The organism is Frigoribacterium sp. SL97 (assembly GCF_026625765.1).
In the GTDB taxonomy this organism is placed as follows: Bacteria; Actinomycetota; Actinomycetes; order Actinomycetales; family Microbacteriaceae; genus Frigoribacterium.
The window spans coordinates 1627791-1650712 of the sequence record NZ_CP113062.1 but is presented as its reverse complement, the minus strand read 5'-3'; the positions used below and the strand labels follow the sequence as shown (position 1 = coordinate 1650712).

General features: G+C 65.8%; 22 protein-coding genes and 1 tRNA gene. 11 read left to right on the top strand and 12 right to left on the bottom strand.

The genetic code is table 11. From position 1 onward, the window contains the following. The first annotated feature begins 19 nt into the window (after positions 1–19). Genes OVA02_RS07895 through OVA02_RS07885 form a run of 3 tightly spaced genes read left to right on the top strand, consistent with a single transcriptional unit; the run spans position 20 to position 965 of the window. Positions 20–331, top strand: coding sequence for a hypothetical protein (locus OVA02_RS07895; protein ID WP_267659577.1), 312 nt, complete (start codon positions 20–22; stop codon positions 329–331). Positions 332–376: 45 nt separating this feature from the next. Further along, entirely contained in the window at positions 377–655 is a 279-nt protein-coding gene (locus OVA02_RS07890) for a hypothetical protein (protein WP_157489944.1), read from the top strand. Between the two features lie 28 nt (positions 656–683). After that, positions 684–965: a hypothetical protein gene (locus OVA02_RS07885; RefSeq protein ID WP_267659576.1), complete on the top strand. Its 282-nt coding sequence runs from the start codon at positions 684–686 to the stop codon at positions 963–965. Positions 966–1055: 90 nt separating this feature from the next. Here OVA02_RS07885 and OVA02_RS07880 read toward each other — a convergent pair whose 3' ends face one another. After that, positions 1056–1898: a nuclease-related domain-containing protein gene (locus tag OVA02_RS07880; RefSeq protein WP_267659574.1), complete on the bottom strand. Its 843-nt coding sequence runs from the start codon at positions 1896–1898 to the stop codon at positions 1056–1058. Between the two features lie 200 nt (positions 1899–2098). Further along, positions 2099–2449 (bottom strand): SdpI family protein, encoded by a 351-nt coding sequence (locus OVA02_RS07875; RefSeq protein WP_267659573.1) that lies wholly within the window; start codon positions 2447–2449, stop codon positions 2099–2101. Between the two features lie 177 nt (positions 2450–2626). Between OVA02_RS07875 and OVA02_RS07870 the strand changes: the two genes are divergently transcribed. From OVA02_RS07870 to OVA02_RS07855, 4 genes are all read left to right on the top strand, one after another. Continuing rightward, entirely contained in the window at positions 2627–3121 is a 495-nt protein-coding gene (locus tag OVA02_RS07870) for a GNAT family N-acetyltransferase (RefSeq protein ID WP_267659572.1), read from the top strand. A gap of 134 nt (positions 3122–3255) precedes the next feature. Next, entirely contained in the window at positions 3256–3780 is a 525-nt protein-coding gene (locus OVA02_RS07865; RefSeq protein ID WP_267659571.1) for a GrpB family protein, read from the top strand. A gap of 52 nt (positions 3781–3832) precedes the next feature. Further along, positions 3833–4759, top strand: a complete 927-nt coding sequence (locus tag OVA02_RS07860) for a pentapeptide repeat-containing protein (protein WP_267659570.1) — start codon at positions 3833–3835, stop codon at positions 4757–4759. Positions 4760–4807: 48 nt separating this feature from the next. After that, a complete protein-coding gene (locus OVA02_RS07855) occupies positions 4808–5374 on the top strand; it encodes a dihydrofolate reductase family protein (RefSeq protein ID WP_267659569.1) in 567 nt (188 codons plus the stop codon). Positions 5375–5816: 442 nt separating this feature from the next. Here OVA02_RS07855 and OVA02_RS07850 read toward each other — a convergent pair whose 3' ends face one another. The 5 genes from OVA02_RS07850 to OVA02_RS07830 form a co-directional block, all read right to left on the bottom strand. Further along, positions 5817–6968: an ATP/GTP-binding protein gene (locus OVA02_RS07850; protein ID WP_267659568.1), complete on the bottom strand. Its 1152-nt coding sequence runs from the start codon at positions 6966–6968 to the stop codon at positions 5817–5819. 1011 nt (positions 6969–7979) lie between these two features. Further along, entirely contained in the window at positions 7980–9257 is a 1278-nt protein-coding gene (locus OVA02_RS07845) for a hypothetical protein (RefSeq protein ID WP_267659567.1), read from the bottom strand. A gap of 47 nt (positions 9258–9304) precedes the next feature. Continuing rightward, the gene (locus OVA02_RS07840; protein WP_267659695.1) at positions 9305–11461 is read right to left on the bottom strand and encodes an ATP-binding protein; all 2157 of its coding nucleotides are present in this window, start codon (positions 11459–11461) and stop codon (positions 9305–9307) included. 97 nt (positions 11462–11558) lie between these two features. After that, positions 11559–13334, bottom strand: coding sequence for a DNA cytosine methyltransferase (locus tag OVA02_RS07835; protein WP_267659566.1), 1776 nt, complete (start codon positions 13332–13334; stop codon positions 11559–11561). 468 nt (positions 13335–13802) lie between these two features. Beyond that, a tRNA-Pro gene (locus OVA02_RS07830) sits at positions 13803–13879 on the bottom strand. Between the two features lie 180 nt (positions 13880–14059). Between OVA02_RS07830 and OVA02_RS07825 the strand changes: the two genes are divergently transcribed. The 3 genes from OVA02_RS07825 to OVA02_RS07815 all read left to right on the top strand — a co-directional run bounded on the left by OVA02_RS07825 (position 14060) and on the right by OVA02_RS07815 (position 16978). Further along, a complete protein-coding gene (locus tag OVA02_RS07825; protein WP_267659565.1) occupies positions 14060–15052 on the top strand; it encodes an ABC transporter ATP-binding protein in 993 nt (330 codons plus the stop codon). After that, entirely contained in the window at positions 15049–16113 is a 1065-nt protein-coding gene (locus OVA02_RS07820; RefSeq protein WP_267659564.1) for an aliphatic sulfonate ABC transporter substrate-binding protein, read from the top strand. The genes OVA02_RS07825 and OVA02_RS07820 overlap by 4 nt, the downstream gene beginning before the upstream one ends. 142 nt (positions 16114–16255) lie before the next feature. Further along, positions 16256–16978, top strand: a complete 723-nt coding sequence (locus OVA02_RS07815; protein ID WP_420709642.1) for an ABC transporter permease — start codon at positions 16256–16258, stop codon at positions 16976–16978. 577 nt (positions 16979–17555) lie between these two features. Here OVA02_RS07815 and OVA02_RS07810 read toward each other — a convergent pair. Next, positions 17556–18779, bottom strand: coding sequence for an MFS transporter (locus OVA02_RS07810; protein ID WP_267659563.1), 1224 nt, complete (start codon positions 18777–18779; stop codon positions 17556–17558). A gap of 54 nt (positions 18780–18833) precedes the next feature. Between OVA02_RS07810 and OVA02_RS07805 the strand changes: the two genes are divergently transcribed. Further along, a complete protein-coding gene (locus tag OVA02_RS07805; RefSeq protein ID WP_267659561.1) occupies positions 18834–19286 on the top strand; it encodes a winged helix-turn-helix transcriptional regulator in 453 nt (150 codons plus the stop codon). 336 nt (positions 19287–19622) lie between these two features. Here OVA02_RS07805 and OVA02_RS07800 read toward each other — a convergent pair whose 3' ends face one another. The 4 genes from OVA02_RS07800 to OVA02_RS07785 form a co-directional block, all read right to left on the bottom strand. After that, positions 19623–20189 carry a hypothetical protein gene (locus tag OVA02_RS07800; RefSeq protein WP_267659560.1) on the bottom strand — a complete coding sequence of 189 codons (567 nt, stop codon included), beginning with the start codon at positions 20187–20189 and terminating at the stop codon, positions 19623–19625. Positions 20190–20242: 53 nt separating this feature from the next. Next, positions 20243–20671 (bottom strand): hypothetical protein, encoded by a 429-nt coding sequence (locus OVA02_RS07795; RefSeq protein ID WP_267659559.1) that lies wholly within the window; start codon positions 20669–20671, stop codon positions 20243–20245. Positions 20672–20771: 100 nt separating this feature from the next. Beyond that, on the bottom strand, positions 20772–22481 hold the full coding sequence (locus OVA02_RS07790; RefSeq protein WP_267659558.1) for a hypothetical protein: 1710 nt from the start codon (positions 22479–22481) through the stop codon (positions 20772–20774). A gap of 86 nt (positions 22482–22567) precedes the next feature. Continuing rightward, positions 22568–22876: a hypothetical protein gene (locus tag OVA02_RS07785; RefSeq protein WP_056044872.1), complete on the bottom strand. Its 309-nt coding sequence runs from the start codon at positions 22874–22876 to the stop codon at positions 22568–22570. Between the last annotated feature and the right edge of the window lie 46 nt (positions 22877–22922).

Sequence of the window (22922 nt, the reverse complement as noted above, 5' to 3'; positions counted from 1 at the left end):
CGCGCCCTAGTCTCGGCTCATGGCCACCCCGACCACGCCCCGCCTCGCGCTGGGGCGACCCGCTCTCGCCTTCGGGCTTCTCGGGGTGTTCGCCTTCCTCTCGGATACGGCCTTCAAATGGTGGACGTTCACCCGTCCGTCCGCTCCGGTCAGGTACGTCGTGGTCTCGTCGGCGGACGGCTTCGAGGGGTTCGACGTGGTGCAGACGATTGGCGGACCGTTGCTGCTCATCGCGGTCCTCTCGATCGGGTTCGCGGTCGCGCTGCTGGTGGTGACGCTCGTGCACCGGCTGGTCAGTGCGCGTCCCGGCCGCGGTGGTCGCGCCTCCTGATCGTCCGGTCTGGTGGAGCCACGAACGAGCACCTAGCCTCAGCAGATGGATGCTTCGTCTCCCGCCAGGCGTCGTCGCCGCCTCGGCCGTCTCGCCCTCGTCTTCGGCATCGTGGGCGTCGCCGCCGCCGTCGGGTTGATGGTGATCAACGAGGTGGCGCCCGGCATGAGCGGTGCCGCCCGCTATTCCACCGCCCCGGCGATCGACTGGTTCACGATCATGCTGACCGTCGGCGGCCTGCTGTGGGGGCTCTCAGTCATCGCCCTGCCGACGGCGCTCGTGCTCGGGCTCATCGTTCTCGTGCGGTGGATGTTCGTCGACTGACCGCCTCGACCCTCCTGATCGGATTCCCGTGATCAACCTCGTCGCCCTCATCCCCGCATTGTTCACCGTGGCCGCTCTCGCAGTGGCCTGGTCGGCAGGGGGCGGAACGACGACCCGGGCGCGCCGGTGGAGTGCCCGCGCTCTGGCGGTCTGGGCAGCCGTCGCCGTGGTCGCGCTCGCCGCGTTCCTCGTCGGCCTGCACCTGCAGCACGCCGACCTCGCCGTCTGGTCGGCGTTCGCACTGATCGCCGCAGCTCTTGCCGCCGTGACCGCGGCGGCCGCCCGCGTGGTGTCATCGCTCGTGCGGTGATCCGGTACGTACCGGATCACCACGGGCGGCCTTGCCGTCTCTGGGCCAAGGCCTCAGGGCCCGCGGCTGAGGGCCCACGGCGCAGGGCACCTACCCGAAGGTCGAGACGACCGTGCTCGTGACCGTCGCCACCACCGCGATCGCGACTCCCCCGCTCGTCCCGAGAACGCCGAGCGCCGTGCCCACCCGCCACCGCCGACGCCGCCGAGCCGCGTCGTCGATGTCGCGGCGCAGGCGTTCGAAGCGGTGTTCGTGACGGAGCGTGTCCGTCAGCACCAGCGCCTCCGTGTGCCAGGTACCGCGTTCTTCGGCGACCATGGCCAGGTAGGCCAGCGCCTCGGGTGAGTGCACCCGTGGCCCGTTCATCAGCCACTTGCGCAGGCGGGCAACCACGACCACCGGCACCGTCGGCGCCTTCTTGCCGACGGACAGCGAGGCCTCGCCCACGAGCACGATGACGGGCGTGACGACGACCTCGAAGTCGGCCGCCCTCGACATCAACCGGGAGGCGCGGGCCGCCTCGTGAAGGGAGTTGCGAGAGTGGTCGGTCCGGTGTCCGCCGACCGTCACCAAGCCGCCGCCGACCCAGACCTTCTTGCCGGCGTGGTGCTTCGTGTTGACGGTGAAGACGCCCGTCGGCCCGATGACGACGTGGTCGATGTCGGACTCGCCCGAGCCGACCGGGACGGAGTGCAGCACGGTCCACTCGGGCCCGAGCTCGGCGAGCACGCGCGCGACCTCGATCTCACCGAGGGCGCCCTGGTACCAACTCTGGGCGTCGGCGCTCAGGGGCGTGTGCCCGAAGAGGCGCTGCCGCCGGGTCAGTGCGGGCGCCTCGGCCTGGACGCGCAGGCACTCCTGCATCACCGAGTAGGCCGGCCGCCGGGCCTTCAACGTCATCGCCACGCTTCCGCGCGCCACGGTCTCGCTCATGTTTCCCCCTTGCCCACACGGTAGGGCGACACGTGACGCGCAGACGAGCCCCCGTTGGGGAGGTCAGCCCGCGCCCGGGTCGGAGGGCTCGATCGAGTGGTCAGAAACTGTCCTTCCGCCGCGCGGGAAGGACAGTTTCTGACCACTCGACGACCCGATCAGCAGCAGCGGCTCCAGCACCAGCACGGGGTCACGGGCGCCTACGGCGAGCCGAGCACGTCTGTGGCCGCCTGATCCGCCCGCCACGCCCCGACGAGCGTGCCGAACAGCAGCGCGACCATGCTCCCGATCGCCCAGATGGCCATCGCGTCCTCCGACGGGCCCATGACGAGCGGCACCACGATCGACCCCACGGCGAGCGCGCATCCCACCGTCACCGGCACGAGTGCTGCCCGGTGCCCGGCCCGCCACGCCTCGGGCGATGCCATCACGTGCCGGAAGCGGATGCCGGCGAGGTGGTTCACGCCGAGCCGTCCCCGGGCGGCGGCGAGCGTCGTCCAGAAGACGACGGTGCACCCGGCTAACACGATGAGCGGAACGACGACGAGCATCCCACCAGGCTAGGTCGGCGCCTCCGGACGCGACTCCCCCGCGCGGCCCGTTCTGAGCCGCCGTAACCCACCCCGGCATCATCGAGTGGGCAGAAAGTGTCCTTCCGCCGCCCCCGAAGGACACTTTCTGCCCACTCGAGCCCGACGAGCGCGACGCGCCCCAGGAAGAATGGCCCCATGCCCCTCGTCCCCATCGCCCCGACCGATGCCGATGCCGACGCCCGAGCCGACCTCCGCGCCTTCCTCGCCGCCGCCGACCTCACGCTCGCCGGTCTCGACTCCCCCTCGCCGCGCCTCCGGCTCTGGGTCGACCGCGACGCCACCGGCACCGTCGTCGGCAGCACCGGCTACGAGCTCAGCGCCGACGGCGAGCACGCCCTCATCCGCAGCGTCGCCGTCGCCCCCGCCGCCCGCGCGCGCGGCGCGGGCTCCCGGCTCGCCCGCCACGCCCTGGCCGACGCCGCCACGCACGGAGCCCGCCACGCCTGGCTCTTCTCCCGCCGCTCCGGACCGTTCTGGCAGACGCTCGGCTTCGCCCCCGCCGACCGCGACGCCCTCGCCGCGGCCCTCCCCGACACGCACCAGGTGCAGCTCTTCCGCGCCTCCGGCCAACTCGCCCGCGAGGTCGCCTGGTCACGCCCCCTCGACGACCTCCGCCCGCCCACCCCCTAGGAGGCGCGGGTCGGTCCACGCTCGCCCCACCGGTCATCGAATGGTCCCGTATCGTCCTTCCCCTCCCCGAGAACGACGATCCAGGACCACTCGACCCCGACCCGCCGAGAGTGACACCCCGTACGATCGCCCCGATGGTCGATCTGCAGCCGCACTCCCCCACCTGGGCCGACGACTACCGCCGTGAGGCCGAGCGTCTCGCGGTCGCCCTCGGCACCCGGGTCGACGCCGTCGAGCACATCGGCAGCACGGCCGTCCCCGGCCTCCTCGCGAAGCCGATCATCGACGTCGCCGCCCGGACGTCTCCCGGCACCGACTCGTTCGCCCTGGGCGCCGACCTGGTAGACCTCGGCTACGAACGACACGCAGCGGGCCCGAAGACCCACGCGGTCTACGTCCGGCTGGACGGAGCGCGACGCACGCACATCCTCCACGTCTTCCGCCCCGACCAGTGGGACGACTGCCACCAGCGGCTGTTCCGCGACCGCCTGCTGCGCGACCCGGTCGCGCGACGGCGCTACGCGACCCTCAAGGAGGCGCTGGCCGGCCTCGCCGACGGACGCGCCTACACAGCCGCCAAGACGGATCTGATCGCCGACCTCGTCACCGACGAGCGGACGGCTCGTGGCCTCCCTGCGGCCCCGGTGTGGGACAAGTGAGCCACCCCTGTTCCACCACCCCCGGACGTGACGCCCGCTAGCCTTGCCCGCGATGAGCACCCGCACCCGGATCGAGCTGGGCCGCCGCGCCGACCTCGGAGCCGACTGCGCCAACTGCTTCGGCCTCTGCTGCGTCGCGCTGGCGTTCACGAAGAGCGCCGACTTCCCGTTCGACAAGCCGGCCGGCGACCCGTGCACGAACCTCGACGAGCACGACGGCTGCCGCATCCACCCGCAGTTGCGTGAGCGTGGGTTCAAGGGCTGCACGGTGTTCGACTGTTTCGGGGCGGGGCAGAAGGTCAGCCGGCAGACGTTCGCCGGGCGATCGTGGCGTGACGACCCCGCGACGCGTGAGGCGATGTTCTCGACGTTCCCGCTCGTGAGGCGGCTGCACGAGCTGCTCTGGTACCTCGACGAGGCGATCACGCTGGTCGAGCGCGAGCGCGCACGCGAAGGCGAGCGCGCACAGGCGGCCGAGCACGGCCGCCGCCGCACCGCCACCACCCCAGACCCGACCCCGTGGCTCGCCGCCTTCGAGCACGTCCGGCGCCTGACCGACGGCTCCCCCGACGAGCTCGCCGCCCTCGACGTCGACGCCGAGTACGACGCGGCGCGCCCGCTGTTGGTGCAGGCGAGCGAGGTCGCCCGGGCGTCCGTGCCCGCGCCTCCTCGGCGGTCGAGGGACAAGGGGCCGAGGCTCGAGCCGGGGAGCGACCTGATGGGTGCGGCTCTGGCCGGGGCGGATCTGCGGGGTCGGACGCTCCGCGGCAGCATCGCGATCGCGGCGGACCTGCGCGGGGCCGATCTCGGCCGGTGCGATCTACTCGGTGTCGATCTGCGCGACGCCGAGCTCGGTGGGGCGGACCTGTCGGGGGCGATCTACCTGACGCAGATGCAGGTGAACAGCGCCCGGGGCGATGGGGCGACGCGCCTGCCCGAGGGCTTCGCGCGGCCGACGCACTGGGCAGGCGGGCGCTAGCTTTCGTGCCTCTGGCGGCGCCTCCGTCGCGGGGCTAGCCTCCCCGACATGAGGACGCTCACGTACTCCATCAACGTCATGCTCGACGGCTGCATCGATCACCGTGAGGGCCGGCCGGACGCCGAGGTCCACCAGTTGGCCACGGAGGCTCTCGAGCAGGCCGACGGTCTGCTGTTGGGGCGGGTCACCTACGAGCTGATGGAGCAGGCCTGGCGGCCGCCCGCCTCCGATGCTTTCCCGGACTGGATGCAGCCCTTCGCGCGGACCATCCACAAGATCCCTAAGTACGTGGCGTCGACGACGCTCGAGAGCGTCGACTGGAACGCCGAGTTGCTCGGCGGCGACGTGCGTGAGGCGGTGCTCGAGCTGAAGAGCCGTCCCGGGGGCCCGCTCCGTCTCGGAGGTTCCACCTTCGCCACCGACGTCGTCGGCTGGGGCCTGGTCGACGAGTACGAGTTCACCGTCTACCCCTGGGTCGCCGGCCACGGCCCCTACCTGCTCGCCGGCCTCCCCCACCCCCTCGACCTCACCCCGACCGCCCGCCACGCCCTCGCCTCCGGCGCTGTCGCGACGACGTACCGGCCCTGCGCCCCTAGGACGACAACTGGAGCCTGACCCAAAATGAGACAAGGAGGCGCACACCGATCCATGCGGGTTGGCAGCGACGACGAATCGCCCACTTTAGGGGCTGGTCTGATCAGGAACGGAATTCGGGAGCTTACAAGTCACAGCCTGACGGCTCTTTCTCGTTCCAAATCCTGGCAAAGCGTCCGGCAACCTCTGGCCAGATGAGGCGACGACCGTCGTCAAGGGAGCGGACCAAGGTTCGGATCGACGAAGAGAACAAATTCGTGTGGAATGACTCGTCCGGCTTGATCGCGCCTTTGGAGGGGATCGTCAAAACGGAGTGCCACAGAATTGATGGATTTGCGTATTACGTCCGGATTGTCGCCCACAGCGCCAAAGGCTGCCTCGTACACAGGCAATGGGTCAGCAAGGCCAGCACTGCTGAGAAAGCGGAATCCCCACTTTGCTCCTCGGGACGCCCAAATGAATCTCATCTAAGGCTTTGAATCAGAACCCGGTCGTGCTCACCGCGGTCAAGATCCATCTTGAATCCAGTCAGAACAGCGGCCATGAAGTCGTGCCTCGCGATGGCAGCATGGTTGAGATCCGCAAGCTTATCCGTCGCAAGCTTGGCCGCAATTTCTGCGGCAGGTTCTGCGAACACATTTAGGACCTGCCCGATGGGTCCGCGAAAGTTCGACTTGTTGCCTATGAAAGCGGCAAATTCCTTTGCTCGACGCGAGAAGATGGACGCTGCCTCTCCACCCTTCTCCAGCCCCCGGGCCCAACGCTCGTTTCGAATGAAAGGGAGGACTGCAGCGATGGGCAAGATCAAATCGAGGCCTACACGTTTGGCAAAATGAATGCCATCCGGCTCGAACTTGGCAGAGGATAGGAGGACAAAATCTTCGCCAACAGACAGTGCCTCGGGACTCTGAATAAGTCCCTGCAGAGCCCCACGTAGGTCACTTAACTCGCCGCCTGCCTTTCCGATAACAAGGTCGCGGAAAGCCACAACGTCAAGATCTGGCAGCAAGTCAGCCTTCGATAAGGCGATGATCCAAATTCGAGGGAACTGCGCAAATGGCTTACGGCCTCGGAGGAGTTCCGCCTCAAGCCTGTGGATGCCATTACGAACGTTCGAGAAGAGCACCTTGAGATAGCGCTCCTCTTCCCCCGAGTTCTCAGCAAGACGCTGTCCATCCACAAGCAGGAGGGCGACGTTCGAGCTAAGAAGAGCTCGAAACGTCTGAACGCGACGCTCTGCCTCCTGTGCACTACTAGGCTCCTCGATGAACCAGTCACCTGGATAGTCGTGCCATACGAGTCTGAGGTCACCCGAAGGCTTTCTCTTCTTCATTTCCGCGGCCATGCGATCCCGCCGACGGAATGAAAAGGTATAACTCGTCGAAGAGAACCTCGTCGTGGAGGGCCTACGACCTGCGTCTCTCATGCCTAGATAATTCTGGTGCAAGCGTGTGCCCTGACCGCTGTCGTCCGCCACAATGCCGAATATACTTTCCTCGCGAAATGCGGGCTCCTGCGCTCCACCGTAGAACGAGGAAAGCAGCACGGTCTTGCCGCTGCCGCTCTCGCCGAAGACCGCGATGTGTTGCTCGAGTAGCCCTCGCTTTATTCCCATGAATGGACTTTAGGGCATGCCGAAGGGCATCTATCGCCGGCACCTTCTTGGCCCACTCCGCGCGTACGAGTGATGACCGGAGAGGCCATACTAGGAAAAATTGTGGAAGCGGCCCAATGCTCGGAGACATAGTCTGCTGCATCAAGAGCCGCGCCCCGAGGAGGCCCTCGCTTATTACGCCCCGCCACCCTTTCTACAGCGCGGCCACGAGCACAGGAGGGCACAGCTTCCTCAAAACCGCTGCCGTGCCTCGCGGTCGGCGTTGTCGCTAGGCTTTTGAACTCGACGCCGGCGCTGGGACTGGCACTGGCACTGGCACTGGCACTTACATCACGACTGTTTTCTTCGATCGCTCCATCCTGAGACACAGTCGATTCGATCCGATGCAGCCATGCGTCAGCTTCGTCGCAGTCCTACTCCGGCGTGGCAGCAGCAACGGGGGAGAATGCAGATCCGGCTCTCCCAAATCAACGCCTGCTCTGTTCGAACATGTTGGAGCCGCTGAATGGTGACCACCCGATGACGCCAAACGCGCCGAGGGCGCTGGCATACCTCGCCGGCAGACAGCCGAGTCGATGCGATTGGCGAACAGGGCGGCAACGTAGATGAGGCAGGCAACTCCCAAGCTGCGAATCAAGTGCCGCAGCTTGCGCTTTCTTGATGCAGTTTTCGGCCGTGGCGCTTGCCTGCGGGCCTAAAAGGGAACAGTGAAGCGGCAAACCTTTCCGCAGCTCACGTCTAGCACAAGCTCGCGCTAGGCCCAAGTCGCCTACTCTGAGTCGCGCGGGCGTGAACACGTCATTCGAGTCAGAAATCGAAGTCTTCTATGCACCGGCCCAAGGCCTAGAAATGCTCGTCCGTTGGAAAGCGCGATCGGACAAAGCACACCTGTCATCGCTTACCAGGGGGAATGTCTCCAACCTCAGCTATGGAAGCCTGAGACATCCACCCACTAGACCCAAATCAAATTTATATACAACATTGAGCTCAATGTTGCTGCCGAGTCAGCGGTCACTTCTCCACGAACCTCACGATCCCAGGTCGCGAACCATGCTGCGAGACGGTCGCCACAAGTTCGAGAAGCAATTGCTCACGTAGTCGACCCAGGACCTCAAAGGACGCCACAGCTGAAGACCCTCGTACGCGTACAAATCTCGGATCGATAAAAAATTGGACCGGTTGCTCTTTAGATATGTTGAGAACTGGAGATAGCCAGCTCGTCGATCTTGGGTTCAGTTCTCGCGGCCTGGGCTCGTCCCGTGCCTTTAGAACACCAACCAGAGCGACGGGAATAGGTCCTGACGCTTTTTGCGCATAATCGCAAGCAGCGCCGATACGAATTTGCAGGACTTGGAAGGCGACAGCTTGCCTGTCGGGGCAACCCTTGACATTCTTCTGGACAACATTCGCAAAGTAGTCTGCTTCGTCATCTAACCCAAATTCTGTCCAGTCGAAAGCGTCCTCCAGTTTGGAGACGGCACCCCATGCCGTCGGCAAGACACCATATTCGTTAGTTTTCTGAATCCAGTGCAAACTAGCGTTTAGGGCCGCGACTTGCGTCTTGATTAGGGCCGGCAGCACATCAGGCACTTCAGCAAAGATGTCCGCCCAAGGAAAAGCCCCATCAGACGTAGGAAGTGGGGCTTGAAGATGATCCTGAAGAAGAGGCGTCAACGCCAGGTGGATGGCAGACCTGTGATCCTCCTCCACATTACCTGCACCAACTGCTTCATCTGCCAGACGTCGTAACAAAGTCGCAACGCTCTTTTCATCGGTCCAGCCACGGGCCAGCTTCTGTAAGTCAGCAGTTACGCGAGCCGCGCCCTCCAGCACTTCTGTTTCCCACTGGACGAGGGCGCTAACACCCCCGTCCCTTCGCAAGATGGAAAGGATTTCTTCGCGAAGGGATGCACCAGCCGCCTCACCAGAATCTGTATCAATATAATCCGTCTTGGAAAGGGGCAGAATGGCAACGGGTCTTAGATATGGCTTAGCGTCGAATAGCTCTGAGAGATAGGGCTGGAGGTCGTCTACGTGCTGAGGGTTGTCGGTCCAGACCACGAGGACGTAGGGACCGCCCTGTTCGCTAATCACATGACTCAGAATGCGTGCAATCTCTGCGTAGTGACGGTTGAAGTCACTCGTCATTGCGCGATCCTGGAGCTGCAGGTCCATGAAAAGACCACGAACTCCTAGAAAAAGGATCGGATCGGGGTCTTGCTCGGCCGAGTAAAGAACTCGAGCACACGCCGAACCAAGTCCTTGAATAGCGTCACCAATGGCATGCATGTGTAGAGCATTATCGTCGACTACTACAAATCGCGGAGCAGAAAACATTATTTCCCCCTAGGAAAGACAAGAACTAAGGCCGCACCGCCATATTTGTTAACATCGACACCTGCCAGGTCGACACCCTCAAGAAGCTGACCCCCGATTGTGTTCATAATGAGATTCACGTAGTAAAGACCAACCCCGATACCATCAGGTCGCCTGGTGAAGAACGGCTCCAATGAGTCCCCAAAGCTGTCGCTGAACCCTGGACCGTTGTCTGCAATGACGATCGCAGGCCCCGCAAAACTATCAATGTCGACACGGAGAAGAAGCCGCTTGCTCCCGCTGCTGACCGCATCCGGCCACCGCGCTCCCAGCCAGTAAATGCTGTTGTCAATGAGGTTCGTCAAGGCGCCGAGAACCAACCCGAAAGGAAAGAACGACATGACAGGCTCGGACTCAGACCCCCGATCAATGTCGATCGCGAAATCGATCCCGTGCTGTTGAAATCGAACCGAATTCAGCGCAGCAGCCCGCTCGGCAAGCTTGCGTAAATCTTGCTCTCGGGATTCACCGCGCCGGAGCAGGTCCCCGAAACTGTCGAGTACTCCAACCAGATCCCTGGCCTGTTCGACCGCCTTCTCCACGTCGCTGCCAGCCCTCAAAGCCTTGTGCAGGAGACGGACACCATGGTCAATCTCGTGATAAACGATAACTAGAGACATACCAGATATTCCCGACCTCAGCATGATCTCGCGCATATCGTCGTAGGCTTTTTGTGCCCGATCGATCAGGGGGTCTATTTGGTCAGAAAGACTGTTTTTCTTAGCCAAAGTGCGGATCTGCTTCAGAGGCCTTTCAATGCCACCCTTCAGGCTTGATCGCTGCTTCCCGAGCAGACGTCGAAGGTTTGTTTTATCTTTATTTCTCTCCGCTTCCAATACTGCAAGAGCGCCACGTATGAAGGCCCGCAGTCGCGAGAGGGAAGGTCCCTCGACGAAGCCCTCCCGATTAGTCTTCTCCGCGAGGCGGTAACTTTCGGCCAATGACAAGTCGACAGCGGCGACAATAATATTATTGCTGATTCTTTTGCTTGGGGCGTTTACGCGACGAATATCCAGCCCTAGCCAGTCATCGCCTGGCTCGCCGTAGTTGTATACGCGTATACCATCTCTGTAGACCCGAACTCCCCCGCTTTCGTTGAGGAATTCCTGCACTGACGCGCTATGACCGATCTTTGCCAAGACGTCGCGGTCTCGGTCAAAGACGTAAAATGTCCCCGAAATTGGGCCGATGCCGGTCTGATTCACAGAACTGCTTCGGCTAACCTTCGGGAGCTTGGCACCATCGACTCCAAGCCTGGCTTGATCTCGTTCTGGCAGGTCCTTGGGGTCGAGAAGCACTCCGTAGTCCGATCCAGCTACGGTTCGTGGCTCAAGGCTAACGCCGGAGAAACCTAGAAAACTAAACTCCCACGTGAATTGGTTGCCATCTAGAGTGAATGTGAATTTCCAGGGAGCACTCTCGAGCAACGTGGCAGTATTGGGCATCTCGTCAAGCCACTGGTGCTCATCTGGAAGTCTCAATTGAGCAGTAAATTTGTCAGTTCGTTCCGTAAATGGGGACGATATCGACGTTATTTGTCGATAGAGCTTCCGAATCTCGCCTCGGGTCCACTCATCACCCTTGAGTGACGCAACGGTTACGACCGTCCCGGTCTCGCCGTCTCCGACAAAGACCTCCGAAGGTCTCTCGCGAATTGTTACTTCGGCTTCGTCCAAGAATTCAGAATCGGCGATTACGTCCCAGTCGATAGACATGATGCACTCGGCGTGACCAGCGCGCTTGCTGACGACTTCTACTCGGGCTCCTAACTTGTGGACTGCGAAACGACCAACACCTTTTTCCCCAAGGGGAAGACGGCCTCCTGGGCTGCGTCTGCCAAAAGCTCGGTCAAGGGCCTTATGGTCGTGGCCAGGTACAAGCCAAATGTCGCGCAAGGTCGCTAAAGACATCCCCGAGCCGTCATCGCGTACCTCAATCTGGGGCGAGTCAGAGCGAAGCCCCGACATGGTGACGATGGCCTCGCTTGCATCCGCATCGTAGGAATTCTTCACTAGTTCGAAGATGGCAAGTCGAGCGCTACCGATAAGTTGATCACCAAGGAGTTGCAACAGCCTAGCTCGCGGTCGAAAAAAAGACTCGACGCTCTGAACTGTCATATTCGATCCCCATCTCGTCGAAACAGTTGTCAGCCCGGTTGTGCCAAGCTTCGGCATGTCGGGTCTTCATAGCCTAGGCCGCGGTTACACCGAAGGATTACGCCTTCAGTTTGTAGGCTTCGGAAGAAGTCATGGCTCTCAAAGCAGACATCCTCAATGCTGCTCGTGGGCCCACTCCAACTAGCTGCGCAAGACCGACTTTTAACCCACCGTGTAGACCGAATTCTTCTCTAGGCAAGTCGCGAAGAACAGATACGTTCATTCCAACGCGACTGCTCTGCAAGAGAACATTTTCCCCGCTAAGCAAACGAACGGTTTTCTCCTCGAGAGAAGACAGTCTCGGCACGAGGTGCAGCTCGTCCGCGGCACCGGTTGTTGCAGCTGACATTTGCGCTAATCGCCTCTTCTGCGAATCGCTTAGTGGCGAAGACGACAGATCCGCCAGTTGATGCAGAAGATCGTCTCCCCTGGACTCGACCAAGTCCGCCACTGCTCTGGCCCGACCGGTAGCCATCACATGCAGGCGCAGAAGAGCAACCAAGATTGCGCGATCACCTGTCATTTTGTCACCCGGAAAAAGCCACCAACGCTCGCGTCTTGCCTCCTCACCCCAAGCGGACAGTCGATCTCGCACCGCAGCAGCATCAGGAGCCGTAAAGTCTTCCGGCAACTCTGAACTTGGTCGAAGCTGTTGCGCCACGACTTGCCCAAGCAGAGGAGGGACAGCGTTGCCAATTTGTCGGAAGGCATCGCTTCGAGTTCCCGAGAAGCGGAAGGAATCGGGAAAGGTTTGCAAACGAGCAGCTTCTCGAACGGTCAAAGAACGGGACTCCTCAGGATGGATATACCAGTAGCCGTCTTTTGCCATGTGAGCAGTGATCGTACGACTCAGGGAGTCCCATCCCAGTCGCTTGTACTTATCGTCGAACGTGTCTGATCGGTACCGCTTGAGTCGCTCGGGAAGATCCGAGTAGAGCGTGGTCGAGTCCATCAGCTCAAATGCTTCCCGATCGTCAGCCCGAACCGGTCGCGTGACATGGTCGTAGAGGGGGACGTCTCGCTGATTGCCCCGAAGGGCTTTACCAAGCTCACTTTCTGGCGATTCGGCATAGGCCATTTCTGAACTGCCTTGAGTCTCGCCTAACCGCGGGAGATCGAATATGGCATCTCGAACCGAGGCACGGTCGCCGGCATCGACTGGCCATGTTATTTGGTGACCGTCGCGCCGTGCTTGCATTATAAATCGTTTTCTATGTTGCGGAACGCCGTGTCGCCATGCGTCTAACAACCTGTAGTCAACGGTGTAGCCCGCCTCGTTGAGCAGGCTGTCAATTAACCGGACCACCCCTAGCTCATCCCCGAGAGCCATATCAGGAACATTCTCGAGTAAAAGGACGCGTGGTCTAATAGTTGTAGCGACCTCTACAAATGTGCGCCACAGCTCTCGACGAGCATCAAAGTGGCTTCGAATGCCAGCCTGGACCAGATGCCGAATCTTTGACATGCCGGCTCGGCTGAACGGTTGGCACGGAGGCCCCCCGACGATGAGGTCGATAGGTATTCCCTCAAGTTTTGTCCGCAGAACGTCCGCGCTAGAGGGCTGGGATAGATCCATGAGTAGAGACTCGCCGCGGAAGTTTGCATCGTGGGTAGCGAGAGCTCTTTCATTGTGATCCACGGCTGTCACGACCGTCCAACCCGCAGCCTCCGCGCCCAGCCCGAGACCACCAGCCCCTGAGAACAGGTCAAGGGCGAGAGGTCGATTCTTACTTTCGCGCAGGCACCATTCCTTAAATGAAGATGACGTGACCGCGTCGGGGTGGCGTCCGTGACTTTGCGGCGGTGATCTGCGCAACTTTACCCCGTAGGTCATACGGTGAGTTCCTTTCAAAACTGAGAGCGCAACCCCTTATGCAGTGTGGCTCCAACCAATGGTTGCTGACGGAATCCTATGGGCTCAGATGCCGTGAGCTGCCCGTTGGGGCGCGGTGTGTTATTGATACACAGAAGGATCGTGTGTCCTCGGCATAAGGAATGGGTAGCCCTGGAACCGAGCAAGCGACAGCCCACCGACATCCTTCGTGGGCTCACCTGCCCGTAACAGAGTTGCTGGGGCGCCTTCGAAGCATTTGTCACCGCGGCACCGCGTTAATCTCTTCTGGGAACGGAGGGGTACTCGACGATACCGCCACGTTTGGGCTTGACAGGCTCTCCATCTCGAACAGCCTTCAAATCCACGGCCTTAATTTCCGGCACCAACGCGTGGAGATCATGGCGCGTGTCTAAGACCTAGTCAGGACAACCGGCAAAGCTGCCGGCGTTGGACATCCTGCGCATTTCATGGTCGGGCTGACAGGATTTGAACCTGCGACCCCTTGACCCCCAGTCAAGTGCGCTACCAAGCTGCGCCACAGCCCGAGATCCGGGTTCCAAAAAGCAACCCAGGTCTTGGTGTTGCCCCGACCGAGGCAACCCCACAACTATAGCCGATGAATCGGTGTGCCTGAGACAGAGCCGGGGCAGGGCGGACCGAACGGAGTGTTTCGTCCCGTTACACCCCACGGGACGGCAGGCACGCCGCCCACCTACCGTCGTGACATGCCCACCTCGACGACCCGCGCCTCCTCGGCCCTGCCGATCCGTCTGCGCGGCGTCGGGAGGCGCTTCGGCGAGCGCCCCGTCCTCCACGCCCTCGACCTGGACGTGACGGCCGGCGAGATCATCGCCATCGTCGGCCCCTCCGGCTGCGGCAAGTCGACCCTGCTGCGCCAGGTGGGCGGCCTCGACCAGCCCGACGCCGGCACCGTCGACATCGACGACTCCCCCACCCGGCCCACCGACCAACGCTGCGCCATCGCGTTCCAGGAGCCGCGCCTCCTGCCCTGGCGCACCCTCCGCCAGAACGTCGAACTCGGCCTGCCGAAGGGCGACCGAGGCAGCAAACCGGACAAGGCCACCGGCCGGGCCCGCATCACCGAACTACTCGACCTCGTCGGACTCGGCAGCTCGGCCGGCCTCCGCCCCCGCCAGGTGTCCGGAGGCATGGCCCAACGCACCTCCCTCGCCCGCGCCCTCGCCCGGGCCCCCAAGGTGCTGCTGCTCGACGAACCGTTCGGAGCCCTCGACGCCCTCACCCGCCTCCGCATGCACGACCTGCTGCTCGACATCCACCGCGCCGAACCCACCACCGTCCTGCTCGTCACCCACGACGTCGACGAAGCGCTCTACCTCGCCGACCGCATCGTCGTCCTCTCCGACCTCTCGCAGCAGCCGCCCGCCGGCGCCACGGGCACGGCCTACGTCACCGCAGGAGGCGCGGCGCACGCCGACACCGCAGGAGGCGCTCCCAGCATCCAGCGCATCGTCATCGTGCCCGGCGACCGCCCCCGCGACCGCGACGACCCCGCCCTGGCCGAACTGCGCCTCCAGCTGCTCGCCGACCTCGGCGTCCACCGCGTGCACGCCGGCAACACGACCACCAGAACGCTGACCGCGACGGCCACCGCCGGACGCACCCGGACCGAGACCGCACCCGCACCGACCCCCGCAGACCACCGCACCGCCCCCGACAGCACGGAGACGAACCGATGACCTTCCGCCCCTCCCCCACCACCCGCACCCGCGCCTCCTGGGCCGGCGGTCTCGCCCTCGCCGCGGCGAGCGCCCTGCTCCTCACCGGCTGCGTCGCGGGTGAGGACGCCGGCACCGGCGCGGCCGACGCGGCAGGCGGCGCCGGGTCGAGCGACGGCGAGTGGTCGACCGACACGCTCGACATCGACTTCGCGACCTACAACCCGCTCAGCCTCGTCGTGAAGGACCAGGGGTACCTCGAGGACGCCCTCGGCGACGACGTCACCGTCAATTGGACCCAGTCGGCCGGCTCGAACAAGGCCAACGAGCTGCTGCGCGCCGGAGCGGTCGACGTCGGTTCGACCGCTGGCTCGGCCGCGCTGCTCGCCCGCTCGAACGGCTCCCCCATCAAGACCATCGACGTGTACTCGCAGCCCGAGTGGTCCGCGCTTGTCGTCCCCGGCGACTCGACCATCACCGACGTCGAGGGCCTCCGCGGCAAGACGATCGCCGCCACCAGCGGCACCGACCCGTACTTCTTCCTTCTGCAGGCGCTCGACCAGGCCGGCCTCAGCGCCTCCGACGTGACGATCCAGAACCTGCAGCACGCCGACGGACGCGCCGCCCTCGAGAACGGCAGCGTCGACGCCTGGTCCGGGCTCGACCCGATCATGGCCGCGAGCGAGGCCGAGTCGGGCACGAAGCTGCTCTACCGCAACGTGGACTTCCTCAGCTACGGGTTCCTCAACGCCACCGAGTCGTTCCTCGAGGCGTCGCCCGACGTCGCGCAGGTCGTCGTCGACTCGTACGAGAAGGCCCGCGCCTGGGCACTCGACAACCCGGACGAGACCGCCGCGATCCTCGCGAAGGCCGCAGCGATCGACCCCGCCGTCGCCACCACGGTGATCGACCGCACCCACCTCGACATCGACCCCGCCCCCGGAGCCGACCAGCGCGCCGTCCTCGAGACCGTCGGCCCGATCCTGGTCGAGTCGGGCGACGTCCCCTCGCAGGACGACGTCGACGCCGCCCTCGACTCGCTCTTCGACGACTCGTACGCGACGGCCGCGTCCACCTCGTGAGCAGCACCCTGACCGCCACCCCCGAGCCGAGGAGGCGCGGGTCGCCGACGACGGACGCCGCGCCTCCTCGTCCGGGTCGCCCGCCCCGCGACGCCCGGGCACCCCGGGCGCGACCCCTCCCCGCCGCCTGGCACTGCTCGGGGTGCTCCTGCCGGCCGCCGTGCTCGCCGCCTGGGTGCTCGCCACCACCGTCGGCGGAGTGCCCTCGTACCGCCTGCCGTCCCCCGCGGACGTGGCGCGGGCAGGAGTCGACCTCGCCGCCACGGGTCAGCTCGGCCTCTACGTCGCCATCTCGGTGCAGCGGGTGCTGATCGGGTTCGTGGTCGGGTCCGTGATCGGGCTGGTCGTCGGCGCCGTCGTCGGGTTGTCGCGGGTGGGCGAGGCGTTGCTCGCGCCGTCGATCGCGGCCGTGCGCGCGGTGCCGTCGCTGGCCTGGGTGCCGTTGCTGATCCTGTACCTCGGCATCGGCGAGGACTCCAAGGTGACGTTGATCGCGATCGGTGCGGCGTTCCCCGTCTTCACCACGGTCGCGGGGTCGCTGCGGCACGTCGACCCGCAGCTCGTCGAGGCGGGGCGCGCCTACGGCCTGCGGCGGGTGTCGCTCTTCACCCGGGTGCAGCTGCCGGCCGTGCTGCCCTCGCTCGTGTCGGGGCTGCGGCTGGCGCTGGCGCAGGCGTGGCTGTTCTTGGTCGCGGCCGAGCTGATCGCGTCGTCGATGGGCCTCGGCTTCCTGCTGACCGAGTCGCAGTCGAACGGACGCGTCGACCGGATCTTCCTCGCCATCGTCCTGCTGGCGCTGCTCGGGACGCTGAGCGACACCGTGCTGAACGTCGTGCAGCGCGTGGCGCTGCGGCGCTGGCGGTAGGCCGCCGCGGCCGGCGGCCGGCGGCCGGCGGCCGGCGGGCGGCGGGCGGCGGCCGGCGGGCGGCGGGCGGCGGGCGGCGGGCGGTCTGCCGTGCCGCCCGGGCATGACGCCAGGAAGTGGTCACTGCGCCAGGACTAAGCCTGGCGCGGTGACCACTTCCTGGCGCCGTGGCCCGCCCCGCCACGAAGTACACACGCCGCCACGACATCGCGTGGCGGCGTGTGTACCTCGTGGCGTGATGCAAGCCGAGCACCTGCCGTCGGCACGCCGCGCACCCTGCCCGGCCCGCGCCTCCGACGTTCGCCCCATCCGCACGCCGCGCGTCCTGTCCACCCCGCGCCTCCTGCACTCGCCCCATCCGCACGCCGCGCGTCCTGCCCGGCCCGCGCCTCCTGCACTCCGCTCCTTGCCGCCCTGTAGGCGGACCTACCCGGGGAGGCTGTGCCGACCACCGCAAGCTGTGCTGAATGCCGCCCGCGGGTCGCGGCCCGCGGGCTCTGCTGCCCGCCGCGAGCTGTGCCGCCGGCCGCCCGCCGCCCGCCGCCGCTGGCCGCTGACCGGTGGCCGCATGTTGCCCTTACGCCGCGACCCGCCGCCGCTCCCGCCCGCGCATCACCACGACGACCGCCACCATCGCCGCGAGCGCCAGCCCCACGATCACCGGGGCTCCGACGTCGACGGCGCTCTCGAGCCCTCCGCGGGTCGCCTGCGCCCCGAGCCACAGGGCGGTCGCCCCCTGCACCAGGTAGGCGACGAGGTACACGGCCGACAGCGTCCCCGCCCGGTGGTGTTCCGGAGCGAATCGCGACACGATCCCCAGCCCCGACGCGAAGAAGAGGCTGTAGCCGACTCCCGACAGCACACAGAACGCCAGGAACAGCCCCAACGACTGCTGTGCCGCGGCCAGCACCAGCGCCGTGAAGCTGAGCGCCGTCGCCACCGCCGCCACGACGACGGCGACGACCACCGGGACGCGTCGTGACGCCAGCGCCACGACCGCGATGACCACCATCGACAGGGCGATCACCGCGCCGGTCACGAAGGCGTTGTCGCTGCCGATCAGCGTCACGCCGATCTCGGCACCGAGCGAGAGCACCACGGCCCCGAGAGCGTAGGAGGCGCTGACGCAGACGGCCGCGGCGCCCACCGCCCCGAGGAGCGCACGCGGCACGCTCGGCCACCGTGGCCTCCAGCGCCCGGCCAGCGCGTCCCGGTCCCGCGGCAGCCGCCAGACGAGGACGAGCACGCCCACCTCGACGACGAGGAGAACCCAGTACGTGAGGTGCAGCGGTTCGGGCGCGTACTGGACGAGCGCTCCGCCGAGCAGTGTCGCGAAGACGAGGCCCACGGCGGTGGAGGCGGTGCTGATGGCTCCGGTGCGCGCCGAGTTGACCGGACCGGCGATGTCGATCATCGCGGCGGTGGCGGGGCTGAGCGACAGGCCGACGCCGAGGCCCATGAACCCGCGGCCGACCAGCACCCAACCGACGTCCGGCGCCAGCGCGAACAGCAGCACACCGACGATCGAGGCACTCACGCCGAGCAGGATGCTCATCCGCCGACCGATCGTGTCGCTGAGGCTGCCGAAGACGAGCAGCACGACGACGAGGACGAGCGGGTAGACGGCGAAGATCGCGGTCGTGACGAACGGCGTCAGCTGCCAGTCGGTCGCGTAGAGCGGGTAGACCGGCGTCGCGGCGCCGCTCGTCCACAAGGCGAGGGCGAGGACGGAGGCGCAGGTCCAGAACGCGAGCCGGTCCGGCCCGTCGGGACGGACGGAGGCAGCGAGGTCGCGGGGCATGACGGCGACGCTAGCACTCTGGATACGAAAAGCCTATCGAGGTAGGCTGTCGGCATGGCTTCTCGTGGACCCCTGGACCCGCGCTGCGGCATCGCGCGCAGCCTCGACCTGCTCGGCGAGCGCTGGGCCCTGCTCGTGGTGCGGGAGGCGCTGCTCGGGCACACCCGGTTCTCGCAGTTCCGGGCGCGGCTCGGCCTGTCGCCCGACGTGCTGACGGCCCGGCTCGAGTCGCTCGTGGCCGCCGGCGTGCTCGAGCGCTCGACCTACCGGGAAGACGGGGCCCGTGAGCGCGTCGAGTACCTGCTGACCGACGCCGGCCGCGACCTCTCCCCCGTGCTGGCCGCCCTCGCCGTCTGGGGCGACGAGCACGATCCGCACCCCGACGGCGCCGCACGCCGGTTCAGCGTCGCCGGCTCGGGCGAGCCCGTGCGGGTCGCGTTCGTCACGGGCGACGGCCGCGAGGTCGAACCCGCCGACGTCGAGATGGTGCTGAGCGCGGGCGCCTAGGCCGCGCCTCCTCGGGCCTGCGGCCGCCCCGCCTGTCAGCGCGGAAGCCCGCCCGGCAGCGCGCCGGTCGCCCGTCGGGCAGCCGCCCCTCCGCCCACCTCCGAACCCGCCACCCGGCAGCGAGCCCTCAGCCCCGCCGGCCCGTCTGCCAGCCCGCCACCCGGCTCCCAGCCCTCCGCCGCGCCCGCCTGCCGCCTGCCGCCTGCCGCCTGCCCGCCTGCCGGCCACGAACTAAACACCCCGCTACAGAATCGAATGGCGGGGTGTTTATCTCGTGGCGTGGCGTGGCGTGGCGTGGCGTGGCGTGGCGTGGCGTGGTGACAGGAGTCCGGACTCTCAGCCCGTGCTGTCGACCGCGTCGGGCTTGGCCGGTCGCGGGAAGGCCGCGCGCATGTGGTCGCTGGTGAGCAGGTCGCCGATGCCGATCATCAGCAGCGAGAAGACGATCTGTTCGACGACCATCCACCCGGGGTAGAGCCCGGGGATGGTCGCGATGATCAGCGTCACGATCGGGAAGATGCGGCTGAACAGGCGGAGGCGCGAGTAGGCCCAGTAGTAGCCGAGCTGGGCGCGCCACGCGAAGACGTACAGCGAGGCGGTGATGAAGAGGACGACCGTGGAGCGGAACCACACGGCCCACGGGACGTGTTCGCCTCGGCTGGTGAGGACGGCGGCGATGAAGATGGCGGTGAGCCCGACGACGGTCTCGCCGAACAGGAGCCACCGGATGCCGACGAAGCTACGGACCGTGCGCGGGTGCCGCTGCATGTCCTCGTGGATGACGTAGCCCGAGTGTCGCCCCCCGGCCAGCCGGTCGAGCTGCAGCCGCTGCCACACCCGGTCGGCCGCGGCCGACAAGCCCAACCCCGAGGAGGCGCGGTGCCACAGCCCAGTGCCCGTCACCCTCGCACCCCGTCCGCTCGTCTCACGAACACCAATGGTGCCCTACTCCGCCCTCAGAACTGACCACCCTCTGCCTGCCCGGGCTGCAGCGTGAAGCACCATGAACTCGAGGACACCTGGACCTTCGAGCGGCCCGTCCATACCCTGACCGAGTAACGAGTGCCGTCCTCGCTCATGACAATGAGGCGCTCGCTCTCGCCATCGGGGGAAAGTTGGCGATTGGTACTGAACGCCTCGTCGTCAGCAAGCTCCGCCTCCAGTCCCTCGAAGTAGCCCTGTTCCTCCGGAACGGTCGAGTACTCGACAGTGGTCGAGCCCGTCCACTGGAATCGACCGTCCGAACACGACATCAGGACGCCGTCCGGCGGTTCGAGGATTCCGACTATCTGATCCTCAGGACCCATCGACGCGAAACGTCGCTGGACATCCATGATGTCCCGTCTCAGGGCCGGCAGGTCGACTCGATCGGTCTCTTCGTCCATGTAGAGCGTCCTTTTCGCGTTGTCATGCATTTCGCTGTTGCAGCCCGATAGGCCGATCAATCCAAAGACGAGGGCAGCTGCCACACAGACTCCGCGTCGCCTAGTCATGCTGTTCCTCATAGATCTCGTCCGTGAGCGCATCGCGCACCGGCGCATTGTCGTCACTCGATTCAGCGACGAGCGCATGGTTGTCGTCCAGCTTCCAGACCGGGGTGTAGCTTGCCCCGGTCTGCTCGAGTTCTACGTCATGCGGACTCTGGTAGTACCCACGCGAGTCGAAGTCGTCGGACCGGTTCGGGTTCCGCCCGCCCCAGACACCACCGGTTGACTGAGCCTCCATCAGGAAGTCCCAGTAGCTGTAGTCGGTGTAGGTCGTGCCCGCTCGCGGCTCCCACTCCGGCGGCATCCCGGCACCCGCGAGGGAGATCACCTTGTCGTACGTGGCCCCGTGGACCTCGGCGGACGTGATGTTCGCCAACCCCCAACTGTGCCCGATGGCCACGTCGCGGTATCCGGGTTCCGTTCTGATCGGATCCACGGCCAGCCCCCGCTGGAAGTCGTACAGCGCCTTGCTCGTCCCGCGCGCGAATTCGGGGTCGTTGGCTTGCGCGAAAGCCCCGACGAATTCGGCCGGGTTCTTGCTGCCTTCGGCGCCACCCGGGAAGACTCCGTCCTTGAAGACGAACGCCACGGACGTTCCATCCGGATCGTTCGCCTCCAGCCACTTCGCCATCTGCTGCAGACTTCCGTTCTTCCCGTAGAACGAGTCCATGTTCGTCAGCGTCCCCGGCACGTAGGTCAGCACCGTCCTGGTCGATTCGTTCCAGTCGCCGATCATCTCGATGATGCGACTCTTCGTCGGGTCGAAGAGGTACAACTGAACCGTCGGCGGCTCCGCCACCGCTCGCCCGAGGTACGCTCGTTCGCGCGCCAGTGCGGCCAGCAGCTCATCGTCGCCGTGCAGCCCCCGCCGCCCGATCGGCCCCACCATCTCGTCGATCTCGGCCATCCGCCGCTTCGCGTTGAACACGTTCGCCGCGACCCGTACCGACGGCGGCAGACCGTCGAGGGCCCCGATGATCGCCGGAGCCCCTCGCACCAGAGCCACCTGCACCGCGGTCAGCCCATCAGCGTTCCGCGCACCCTGCTGGCCGAGCTCGTCCCACCAGGCCCGCACCAGCTCGGGATCGGCCAGGAACGCCTCGTCGACCAGTTCGGGGTGCTGCTCGAGCAACATCGTCAGCTCGGTGGCCGAGAGCCCTGCCAGCAGCGCCAGCAATTCTTCGGACGACCCCGCGGCCAGGGCCTCCCCGGTGACCTGCGGCAGGGGCCCCATCGCCTCGGGGCTCTGCAGCGCGGCGATGCACCGACGATCGGCCGCAGCCCGCTCTTCGACCAGGTCGGCCCACAAGCCCGCGACGACCTCGAGCTCGCGTTGCTCGTCGTCGATGCGACGCTGCAAGGTCGACCGTTCACCCGAGCGGTACTCGGACTCCACGACGATGCCGATCAGGTCGTCCCGCGCCGCCTCCTGCGCCTCACGCATGATCGTCTTCAAGGCGACCCCCGTCGAGAGGATGTCCTGCTCGGCCATCGCGCGCCGCGCCTCCAGGGTCTGCTGCGACCCCTGGATCAACGACACGTCGACCGCGTACGCCTCGAGCGCCGCCGCGTGGTGCTCGAGGCCCCGAGCCACAGCAGTCACCTCGGCGGACACGTCCGTCATGGACGCGACGAACTGTTCGCCCGAGCGTCCCCGCCAGCACTCGGCACCCCAGCTCGCCGCCTCGGCCAACCGGTAAGCCGCCACCTCGAGATCGTCGACCTCGGTCCGCCTCGTCGTCGCGAGCTGCCGGATGCCCTCGACCGACCCGACCCCCGGGTCGGCGTCGGCACTCACTTGGACCCCACCCCGGCCAGGTCGTCCACCGGCAAGCCGGCGGCGAGCCGCGACTCCACCTGTTCGAACTCGCGCACGAACGTCGTCGTGAAGTCGCCCACCGCCTGGATCGCCTCGACGGCCAACCCCGCCCGTCTCACCAGCTGCCCCGTCGCCTCGTCGAGGACCCCCGCCACGCTCGGTGAGCCGACGTCGGCCACCGACCCGAGCGTCAGCGTCGCCGACACCTCGGCGTCGACGGCCGCCGTCGACACCCGCCACGCAACCGACGTCAGCGTCTTCTCGTCCACCACCAGGTCTGCCATGCACCCTCGCCCTCCATCATGCGACATTCACATATCGCTGTCGATG

Excerpts from the sequence above, each read along its gene's own strand:
- OVA02_RS07865 (WP_267659571.1), top strand. The coding sequence starts at position 3,256 with ATGGTCGATCTGCAGCCGCACTCCCCCACCTGGGCCGACGACTACCGC.
- OVA02_RS07820 (WP_267659564.1), top strand. The coding sequence starts at position 15,049 with ATGACCTTCCGCCCCTCCCCCACCACCCGCACCCGCGCCTCCTGGGCC.
- OVA02_RS07895 (WP_267659577.1), top strand. The coding sequence starts at position 20 with ATGGCCACCCCGACCACGCCCCGCCTCGCGCTGGGGCGACCCGCTCTC.
- OVA02_RS07825 (WP_267659565.1), top strand. The coding sequence starts at position 14,060 with ATGCCCACCTCGACGACCCGCGCCTCCTCGGCCCTGCCGATCCGTCTG.
- OVA02_RS07890 (WP_157489944.1), top strand. The coding sequence starts at position 377 with ATGGATGCTTCGTCTCCCGCCAGGCGTCGTCGCCGCCTCGGCCGTCTC.
- OVA02_RS07795 (WP_267659559.1), bottom strand. The coding sequence starts at position 20,671 with ATGGACGAAGAGACCGATCGAGTCGACCTGCCGGCCCTGAGACGGGAC.
- OVA02_RS07845 (WP_267659567.1), bottom strand. The coding sequence starts at position 9,257 with ATGCATGCCATTGGTGACGCTATTCAAGGACTTGGTTCGGCGTGTGCT.
- OVA02_RS07880 (WP_267659574.1), bottom strand. The coding sequence starts at position 1,898 with ATGAGCGAGACCGTGGCGCGCGGAAGCGTGGCGATGACGTTGAAGGCC.
- OVA02_RS07805 (WP_267659561.1), top strand. The coding sequence starts at position 18,834 with ATGGCTTCTCGTGGACCCCTGGACCCGCGCTGCGGCATCGCGCGCAGC.
- OVA02_RS07840 (WP_267659695.1), bottom strand. The coding sequence starts at position 11,461 with ATGACAGTTCAGAGCGTCGAGTCTTTTTTTCGACCGCGAGCTAGGCTG.
- OVA02_RS07835 (WP_267659566.1), bottom strand. The coding sequence starts at position 13,334 with ATGACCTACGGGGTAAAGTTGCGCAGATCACCGCCGCAAAGTCACGGA.
- OVA02_RS07785 (WP_056044872.1), bottom strand. The coding sequence starts at position 22,876 with ATGGCAGACCTGGTGGTGGACGAGAAGACGCTGACGTCGGTTGCGTGG.
- OVA02_RS07850 (WP_267659568.1), bottom strand. The coding sequence starts at position 6,968 with ATGGGAATAAAGCGAGGGCTACTCGAGCAACACATCGCGGTCTTCGGC.
- OVA02_RS07810 (WP_267659563.1), bottom strand. The coding sequence starts at position 18,779 with ATGCCCCGCGACCTCGCTGCCTCCGTCCGTCCCGACGGGCCGGACCGG.
- OVA02_RS07875 (WP_267659573.1), bottom strand. The coding sequence starts at position 2,449 with ATGCTCGTCGTCGTTCCGCTCATCGTGTTAGCCGGGTGCACCGTCGTC.
- OVA02_RS07855 (WP_267659569.1), top strand. The coding sequence starts at position 4,808 with ATGAGGACGCTCACGTACTCCATCAACGTCATGCTCGACGGCTGCATC.
- OVA02_RS07870 (WP_267659572.1), top strand. The coding sequence starts at position 2,627 with ATGCCCCTCGTCCCCATCGCCCCGACCGATGCCGATGCCGACGCCCGA.
- OVA02_RS07860 (WP_267659570.1), top strand. The coding sequence starts at position 3,833 with ATGAGCACCCGCACCCGGATCGAGCTGGGCCGCCGCGCCGACCTCGGA.